The sequence below is a fragment of the Priestia sp. P5_B4 genome, from assembly GCF_056400385.1.
The window spans coordinates 1-9,446 of record NZ_JBFULJ010000097.1 but is presented as its reverse complement, the minus strand read 5'-3'; the positions used below and the strand labels follow the sequence as shown (position 1 = coordinate 9,446).

At 35.9% G+C, this 9,446-nt stretch carries 5 protein-coding genes and 2 pseudogenes; 6 read left to right on the top strand and 1 reads right to left on the bottom strand.

Features of this window, described 5'->3' with window-relative positions; all coding sequences use genetic code 11:
- The 3 genes and pseudogenes from AC1DRF_RS11045 to AC1DRF_RS11035 form a co-directional block, all read left to right on the top strand.
- Positions 1-627 (top strand): annotated as a pseudogene (locus AC1DRF_RS11045) (collagen-like protein); the annotation flags it as partial.
- Between the two features lie 726 nt (positions 628-1,353).
- The gene (locus tag AC1DRF_RS11040) at positions 1,354-2,454 is read left to right on the top strand and encodes a tetratricopeptide repeat-containing glycosyltransferase family 2 protein (RefSeq protein ID WP_477740741.1); all 1,101 of its coding nucleotides are present in this window, start codon (positions 1,354-1,356) and stop codon (positions 2,452-2,454) included.
- Positions 2,444-3,994 carry a glycosyltransferase gene (locus AC1DRF_RS11035; RefSeq protein ID WP_477740740.1) on the top strand — a complete coding sequence of 517 codons (1,551 nt, stop codon included), beginning with the start codon at positions 2,444-2,446 and terminating at the stop codon, positions 3,992-3,994. The genes AC1DRF_RS11040 and AC1DRF_RS11035 overlap by 11 nt, the downstream gene beginning before the upstream one ends.
- 1,089 nt (positions 3,995-5,083) lie before the next feature.
- Here the strand turns inward: AC1DRF_RS11035 and wecB are convergent.
- Positions 5,084-6,199 carry a non-hydrolyzing UDP-N-acetylglucosamine 2-epimerase gene (gene wecB, locus AC1DRF_RS11030; RefSeq protein WP_477740739.1) on the bottom strand — a complete coding sequence of 372 codons (1,116 nt, stop codon included), beginning with the start codon at positions 6,197-6,199 and terminating at the stop codon, positions 5,084-5,086.
- A 478-nt stretch (positions 6,200-6,677) separates the two neighbouring features.
- Here wecB and AC1DRF_RS11025 point away from each other — a divergent pair, with 478 nt between their 5' ends.
- From AC1DRF_RS11025 to AC1DRF_RS11015, 3 genes and pseudogenes are all read left to right on the top strand, one after another.
- Positions 6,678-7,526 carry a hypothetical protein gene (locus AC1DRF_RS11025; RefSeq protein ID WP_477740738.1) on the top strand — a complete coding sequence of 283 codons (849 nt, stop codon included), beginning with the start codon at positions 6,678-6,680 and terminating at the stop codon, positions 7,524-7,526.
- Positions 7,527-7,666: 140 nt separating this feature from the next.
- Positions 7,667-8,193: pseudogene (locus AC1DRF_RS11020) on the top strand (DDE-type integrase/transposase/recombinase).
- Positions 8,194-8,472: 279 nt separating this feature from the next.
- Positions 8,473-9,446, top strand: a 974-nt coding sequence (locus AC1DRF_RS11015) for an NTTRR-F1 domain (protein WP_477740737.1), incomplete at its 3' end; no start/stop codon positions are given.

Sequence of the window (9,446 nt, the reverse complement as noted above, 5' to 3'; positions counted from 1 at the left end):
GGAGCAACGGGTCCTATTGGAGACACAGGTCCAGCRGGAGCAACGGGTCCTATTGGAGACACAGGTCCAGCAGGAGCAACGGGTCCTATTGGAGACACAGGTCCAGCGGGAGCAACGGGTCCTATTGGAGACACAGGTCCAGCGGGAGCAACGGGTCCTATTGGAGACACAGGTCCAGCAGGAGCAACGGGTTCAGTTTCAACTGACTTCGGTTATGTATATAATAATGTTGCACAAACAGTAGCCAATGATGCTGACGTAACATTCAATAATATAACAGGACCATTCGGTGGGGGAGTTACAGCTACTGCCACTACAATAACTGTAGCAAATGCAGGTAACTACTTTGTTATGTACGAGGTTGCACCGCAATTTGCATTATTAAACACTCAAACAGCCTATGCGATTACTTTAAACGGCGCGCCCCAGCCTTCTATAAGATATGGTCAAATTGGTAGTACACTTGGTGATAGTCATAACCTTGTGGGTTCTGCTATTTTAACAATTCCAGCCGGTGGGACACTTACACTCCGGAATGTAGGAGGAACTGCAGATACTCTTATTACAACTGTAGATGGGCAAACAGTTGTTAATGCATCCATTTCTGTGTTCAAACTCAGCGTATAAAATAAGTAGGGCGGGTAATCCTGGGATTACCCGTCGTTTTGATAATGATGCTAGGATAATGGCAATTACATAAACAATAGTACTTTTTAATTAAGGAATTGTCATATTAATTTAAAATCAATATAGGTATGGGAAAGCACAAAATTTTTTTACAACTTTAATACTTATTGCTTATGTTTGGAGTTGAACTTTGAAAAAACATAATTATAAGTACATGACCCCAATGCCATTCAACCAAACGAGAAATGTGGAACAGATGTAATACACACCCAATTTTATTAATAGAGTCTTTATTTGTCCGTTATTTATAACTTGTGTGATAGCAAAGTGATTTCTTACAAAATTAGTAATTGAAACAATTCTCATTTCATAATATGCAACTTGAGTATTAGCTGTATGAATGTGCTAGGTAAAGGAAACGCAACTGAGCGACTAATGTGTGATATGACATATAACGTTGCTTATCGCTCTTTTTTTGTGAAGTACACGATGAAAGCAAATATATAGTTAATATTTTGGTAAGCACTACGGCGTGGTATAGCAATGATAGATGCTCAAAACCGATCATTTAAAATTATTCGATTCATATAGATCTCCACTTCATTTTGAGCATCCGGTATCCTCGACAATGCTTATGTAATAAATTATGTATTTCTTTCTGGACATCTCATTCAGAAATAAACAATAAGCATAAATTAGTTAAAAATACATGGGAGGGAATGAAATATGATTTCTATTAGTTTGTGTATGATTGTAAAAAATGAAGAGGATTCGCTCGGGCGCTGTTTAGATTCTGTTTATCAATTAGTTGATGAAATAAATATCATTGATACGGGTTCGAATGATCAAACGAAGAAAATTGCTGGCAAATATACAGATAGAATTTATGATTTTGAATGGATCCATGACTTTTCAAAAGCACGTAACTACGCGTTTGAGAAAGCCACAAAAGATTATATTTTGTGGTTGGATGCAGATGATGTTTTTTTAGAGGAAGATCAAAAGAAATTACTCGCCTTAAAAATGAATCTAGACTCTTCTGTCGATTCAGTAACGATGAACTATATCTTAGCTACAGATGAATACGGTAACATTACATCAAGTTTAAGAAGAAACCGATTAGTAAAGAGAAGTAATGGCTTCCGTTGGATTGGAGCTGTCCATGAATATCTCGAAGTATGGGGGAACATTATTAACAGTGAAGTTGCAGTAACACATAAAAGTATCCACCATGATTCTGACCGTAATCTAAAAATTTATGAAAAGAAGCTAATTAGTGGCGAAGAGTTTTCCCCTAGAGACTTATATTATTTTGCAAATGAATTAAAAGATCATAGACAGTTTGAAAGAGCAATTGAGTTTTATGAAAAGTTTCTTGCAACGGAAAAGGGATGGATTGAAGATAATATCGCAGCATGTGGAAAATTGGCTGATTGTTATCAAGAGACCTTTGATAAAGAAGGGATGATTAAATCGTTACTTCGATCGTTTACTTACACCACTCCTAGACCCGAATTTTGTTGCAGGTTGGCCTATTATTTTATTACAAAGAATGATTACCAGTCTGCTGTCTTTTGGTATGAACTTGCAACAAAAACAAAAGTTTCGCAAGATAATTGGGGATTTCAAAACCAAGTTTTCTCTACGTGGATTCCTCAAATTCAGCTTTGTGTTTGTTACGACGTTTTAGGAAACTATGAAAAAGCTAATTATCACAATGAATTAGCCGGTGCTTATAGACCTAATGACCCTAAATATCTTCATAACAAGAAGTATTTAGCAACAAAACTCCCTATAAAAAAAGATGGTGACACAAATGGAGATTAAAAAGAAGGTATTAGTCGCAAGCCCTATTCATCAAAAACCTGGAATTTTAAAAATGTTTTTGCAGTCCCTTGAACAACTAAAACAAGGAGATATTACATTAAATTTTCTTTTCATAGATGATAATGAAAATCCAGAATCGAGTCATCTTTTAATGCAATTTCAAGAGCGTATTCAATCAGTGGTTATCGAAAAATCAAATTATCAAGATGTTTATTATCGAGATGGTAAAACCCATTACTGGAATGAACATCTTGTTTGGAAAGTAGCGAGTTTTAAAGATTCAATCATCCAATACACAAAAGAAAAAAATTATGATTATTTATTTTTAGTGGACTCTGACCTTTTATTATTCCCTGAAACAATTTCACATTTGGTTCAGCAAAAAAAAGAGATTATTTCCGAAGTCTTTTGGACAAAATGGCAACCAGAGTCAATGGAACAACCTCAAGTATGGCTTTATGATGAATATACCCAATATCATAAACAGCCAGGAGAGCACTTATCTGATGAACAAGTAAGGGTTCGCTACCAAGAATTCCTGACTAAGTTGAGAGAACCTGGAGTTTACGAGGTAGGTGGGCTTGGTGCCTGTACTCTTATTTCACAAAATGCCCTCCGACAAGGAGTCAACTTTAGTAAAATAACTAATTTGACCTTTTGGGGAGAAGATCGTCATTTTTGCATACGTGCAGCTGCAATGGGTCTCTCTTTATATGTAGATACACATTATCCCGCTTACCATATTTATCGGGATACGGATATGAAAGGAGGTCAAGAATTCCTCAAAAAAACAAAAGGCAAACAAAAAACAGCCCAGCCCAATATTTATATAGCCAGCCCTAAAAAAACAAAACTTACTCTGTCCATGGTAATTAAAAATGAAGAGGATCGTTATTTAAAAGAAGTATTGAGGAAGCACCTTCCTTATATTGACGAAGCTGTGATCATCGACGATGGTAGTACTGACAATTCGGGTGAAATTTGTAAAGATATTTTAAAAACAATACCCTGTAAAATTGTACGAAATGAGGTTTCAAGATTCTCTAATGAAATAGAGTTGCGCAAACAGCAATGGGAGGAAACAATCAGTACAGAACCAGATTGGATTTTAAATATGGATGCGGATGAAATATTTGAAGACAAATTCCGTCAAGATGTACAGCACCTTCTCGTTCAAGATGAGTTTGATCTCTATTCTTTTAGACTATATGACTTTTGGAATGACACCCATTATCGTGAAGATAGCTACTGGCAAGCCCATTTTTTCTACCGCCCATTTCTTGTCAGGTATCGAAAAGATTTTTTCTATAATTGGAAAGAAACACCTCAACACTGTGGAAGATTTCCTGAAAATATATTTCAATTACCAAATAGTATCTCACCCTTAAGAGTTAAGCATTATGGATGGTCAAAACCAGCATGTCGTATAGAAAAACATAAAAGGTATTTAGACCTTGATCCTGACGCTCAATACGGGATTAAAGAGCAATATGAATCCATATTAGATGAAAATCCTAATCTAGTGAAGTGGGAAGAGTAAGATGGAAGCAAATTAATCTTTAGCCTGGAATAAAAAGTTTTGTAAATGTAGTTTATTGATCAGAATTATATATAAAACCAGCCTACATTTCATTCAAAATGTGGGTATTTTCTTTGATTTAAAAGAATTAGTAAATTGATTGAAACAGTATATTTCTAATTAGCTAACAGACAATTATAATATCAAGATCCTATGATTCTCAAAATTTCTTTCCCGACAACTTCATGAATGCTACTTATTTTAATTTCATTAATATCTCCCCATGAAATATCATAGGCTGCTTTATGTGTGTTCTTTTAGGTTATATTTTTATCTATTTTTAAGAATAATATATAGAAGGGTGTCCGCTTCTCCAACGTAAATAATTTACGGATACAATAAGGTGTAAAAATTATTGGATCTCTTTTGCTTTTACTAACATTATTAAGGCAATCTACTAACGAAGGCTTCATGTATCACTTACAGAAATTCCCTGTTGTTTATTTTCATCTAATACTCCTTAACTTATATATACATTAAATCTTTTAATGTCATCAGTACTTTAATCATCATGCAAACAGTACTTTTTCTTACGATGAAGAAGAAACACATGAATAATTCTGTATAAGAGTGTTTCAATTCTGATACAAAAACTTTAAGTCACTTGCAAGTAAATAATCTTTAAAGCTTGGATATACTGAGTGGCATAGAAGTGATACATATATTGAAAAAGAAGCGAGTTCACAAAGAAGTAAATTATGCGAAAAATAAAAAACCTCATCCGTAAACTGTTTGGAACAGCTTCATAAGCTAATATTTCAAAGAAAACAGACACTTTATGTTTCTAAAAAGGAGGTTTCTTACTAGAACAATTCATATGTTATAATTTGTTGACCAAGTGAAGTTAGATTAATTAGCAATGAGATTGTTTCAATGCTCTAAAAAATCTTCAAGATCTGAATGATAAAAAGGAAATTTACAATTAGATTCTTTTTGTCCATATATATTTATAGGTATGTTTTATCTGTACCCTATATAAAATTTAGCTAGATTGGTGCTTATCACTATGTAAGCTGGTATAAGAGATCCAGATTAGTTAATCTCGGCTACTTATTTTATAGAAATATCAATCTGTTCCTTTAAGAATTGAATAACTTGTTGAGAGGTTGTTCCATTTCCGTAAGGATTCTGTGCTTGAGCCATTTTATTATAAGCCTCCTGATCTTTTAGTAATATACGAAGTTCTTTTGTTAGTGTTTCTGAAGAATTTCCTACTAGTTTTAACGTTCCTGCATCTACACCTTCAGGGCGTTCAGTTGTCTCTCTTGTTACAAGAACAGGTTTTCCAAATACAGGAGCCTCTTCTTGGATACCACCGCTATCTGTTATAATAATATAGCTTTTTTTCATAATGTGAGCAAATATTTCATAGTCTAGTGGTTCAAATAAATGAACACGTTTGTGTTGTTTGAAAGCTGAGTACACTTGCTTACGCACTTTCGGATTCTTATGAACAGGAAAAATGACTTGCACATTTTGAAATTCATCCAGAATTTGATTAACACCTTGACATACTTCTTTTAATGAATCAAGATTTTCGCGACGGTGCCCCGTCATTAAGATGGTTTGCAACCCATTGTGTAACACAGAAAATAGATCTTTTGGCAATTTTATATCTTGTTGAGTAATATATAATAATGCATCAATCACAGTGTTTCCAACAACTGTGATTTTTTCAGCAGGTACGCACTCAGCGAGTAGTTGTTTTCTATTTCTTTCTGTTGGCGCAAAATGGTATGTGGCAATACGACCTGTTAATTGACGATTGATTTCTTCTGGAAATGGAGAATAAATATTATATGTACGTAAACCAGCCTCTATATGACCTATCGGTATTTTCTGACAAAAAGCAGAGTAAGCCGCAGCAAACGTTGTTGATGTATCTCCATGTACTAAGACTACATCTGGTTTTTCCCCTATTAATACATTTCGCATGTTTATAATAATCTCAGCTGTGATAGTCTCTAACGTTTGACCAGGTTTCATGAGATTAAAATCATAATCCGTCTTTATTTTGAACAGTCTAAAAACCTGATCCAACATTTCACGGTGTTGGGCTGTATTTACTACAATTGTTTTAATTGTCCTATCTGCTCGTAAAGCGTGAATTAGTGGGGCCATTTTAATTCCTTCTGGTCTTGTACCGCAGACAACTAATACTTTCATTTAATTCACTCCCTCTTTATTATAACTTCTAAGTTTTTCTCCGTTTAAAGTTCCATAACAGTATATCTTATTTTTGTAGAAATCAATGTTATTTTACAACCGATATAAATCGAATTAACGCTCTAATCTTAAGAAGTATCTTCTTGTTTTTTTATATTTTTTGTAAACAGTTCTCCTCCCCCTTAAACTATTGATAATACTGATTATATATGCCTCATCTTGCTCCCATTTCAATAACCATTCGTTACTCGAATTGCAAGAGTTCTTTTATCAGAAAGATTCAACTTCAACATACAAAACTAAGAAATCATTTTTAAGGTAATTCAATGATCCTAAGGTAAAGAGAATGAACCAGGAAGATTCAACCTATGGTCAACCTAAAATGAGACCTAATGAAATTTAAGGAATGAGACCCTTATATCTAAATATATTATATTGGATAGAACAATTTAGAATCTTCGTCTATAAGGAGGTTTAAATGAAGTTAATCCATACAATGCCGTTATTTATTCATAAAAATCCACAGGAATTTGAATCAAATCTAAAACTCGCCAAAAGATGCTTTGAAAGTTTGGCTCAGTCCAAGGAGAACCGGATAGTGGTTTACAATCAGGGATGTTTACCGAATGAGGTCATAACAAATATGTTAAAATCCTACGGGGTGTCTCCTATCATTCTTGGAAACGGAAGTAACGTAGGGATTCCAAAAGCAAGACAAACTTGTTTCGAATATATCTGGGAGCACTATTCTGAGATTGAGTATATATCTGAAGTTCATTTAGATATGATTTTCCCCAAAAATTGGTATACATCATTAATTGATTTTTTGTCGAAGTCAGATGAACCAATGGTATCCCCTGGCATATTAACAATTAGTGGAGAGATACAACCACTTGGTAACTTTGTTGAGATTCCGGAAAATACCAGAGAACTTATTTCTTTATTAGCTAAATGGGTCAGAGATGAAGTTCATGAAAGATTTGTTCATCCTGTGATTCATAAATCTCAAATTTTGAAAGAAGTGGGGGGGTACGACACTCAATTTCTTAAGGGCAAACAAGGATATGAAGATGATAGTTTATTATTAGGTTATTTATACTATATGGGAACTAGAACAAATTGGAGACCAAAATGTTATCTAAAATCCTTTGTGTATCATGCTGGCATGACCCAAAGGATGTCCCTTCCTGATAAGAGTATAGACTTTGCCTTGAACGAAAAAGGATTAATTAAACAGTATGGTGCCTATGGTTTAAAACAATTATCACATATCCACAAAAATTCATCCTCATTCAAATTAATTTTAGATAATTTTATGAAAGAATAAGGTTCTTGTAAAAAAACTTTTATTTATTTCTAATAAACCCCTAAAACCTAAATGCACCGATACTACTACTCTTAAAAAGGGACGTGTGCGGTATGGAAAAGGAAGACGCATTCAAATAGGAAAAATTTAAAACTGCCATTATGTTGATAATAGTAAGATGGTACCTATGGCGCAACTTGAGTTTTCGTGATTTGGCGGAAATGATGGAGGAATGAGGCTTATCTATTGCTCATACTACCGTCATGTGTTGAGGACATCAATATGGACCTTCATTAGAAGAAAGAGAATGATATCATCCTAAGTCAACAAATGAATGATGAAAAGTCGATAAAACCTATATGAAAGCAAAAGAACAATGGATGGATGTATATTATGCAGTGGATTCAGACGGTCATACTATTGATTTTTATCTAAATGAATTAAGAAATAAACAAGAAGCCAAGCTCTTTTCCAAGAAAACCTTGGCTTTTTTATATGTTTCCACCCCCTTGTTAACAATGGATAAGAGTCCTGCTTACTAGGATTGAAGTTATTTCGTACAACTACTTACATACTCAGTGGCATAGAAGCCATGTATGTGATTAAAAAGAGGCAGACTCACCAAGCAATGACATCTGTCCAAAATCAAAAAGAATTCATACATAACCTGCTTAGACTATCTTCATAAAGGAGACTGGTTCTCTATGCTCCTAGGGAATGTTTTTTAAACCGAAACCTATTGAACTTTGCACAAATTCTTATGGATCTTTTAGAGATCTACATGAAAAACAAAAAAGAAATTCGGTGGACTGGCCCTTACTATGGAATTCTCTGTTTTTTATTTTTGTTTTGTAGAGAAGAAATAAAATTATGAAAGTTAAAGACAAATGCCGACTCCATTTCTAAGTAAGAAACATAGTATAAAAGAATGTCATTTTATATAGGGAAATGGGGGAAGGGATTTATCATGTCGATTCAAAACTTAATCATAAATGGCGGCTTTGAAACAGGAACACTGACTTCTTGGTCTTCTGCCAACACAACCGTTACCAGTAAATTTTCACATTCCGGTTCGTTTTCTGCTAGATTCCAAAGTAGTCCCTTTACTTCTTATATTGGTCAATTTGTTCCACTAAATCCAGGGGGAATAATGGAAGTTATTGCTTCATTTTCCAAATTCGGAACATCTCCATCAACACCTATTTTTATCCAAGTGACGTTTTACGATAGTCTGTCTAATTTTCTAGGTGTAGGCCTTGGGACTACCATCCCCGTAGATCATATTCCCACCGCCAATAATGATACCTGGCTTGAAATTTATCAAACGACTACTCCAGCCCCGCCCACTACCACACAGGCCTTTATTTTAATTCATACGACCCCTCAAGCAGGCACTGCCAATGTGTTAGTCGATGATGTGGCTCTCTTAATTGCTCCGGCTACTGGACCAACGGGTGCCACTGGCGATACCGGTCCTACTGGACCAACAGGCGCTACTGGAGACACCGGTCCTGCTGGATCAACAGGCGCTACTGGAGACACCGGCGTTACTGGACCAACAGGTGCTACTGGCGATACCGGTCCTACTGGACCAACRGGYGCCACTGGAGACACCGGCGTTACTGGACCAACAGGTGCTACTGGCGATACCGGTCCTACTGGACCAACGGGTGCCACTGGAGACACCGGCATTACTGGACCAACGGGTGCTACTGGCGATACCGGTCCTACTGGACCAACGGGTGCYACTGGCGATACCGGTCCTACTGGACCAACGGGTGCCACTGGAGACACCGGCATTACTGGACCAACGGGTGCCACTGGCGATACCGGTCCTACTGGACCAACAGGCGCCACTGGAGACACCGGCGTTACTGGAYCAACAGGTGCTACTGGCGATACCGGTCCTACTGGACCAACGGGTGCCACTGGAGACACCGG

Coding starts and splice junctions, on each gene's coding strand:
- AC1DRF_RS11040 (WP_477740741.1), top strand. CDS start 1,354: ATGATTTCTATTAGTTTGTGTATGATTGTAAAAAATGAAGAGGATTCG.
- AC1DRF_RS11035 (WP_477740740.1), top strand. CDS start 2,444: ATGGAGATTAAAAAGAAGGTATTAGTCGCAAGCCCTATTCATCAAAAA.
- wecB (WP_477740739.1), bottom strand. CDS start 6,199: ATGAAAGTATTAGTTGTCTGCGGTACAAGACCAGAAGGAATTAAAATG.
- AC1DRF_RS11025 (WP_477740738.1), top strand. CDS start 6,678: ATGAAGTTAATCCATACAATGCCGTTATTTATTCATAAAAATCCACAG.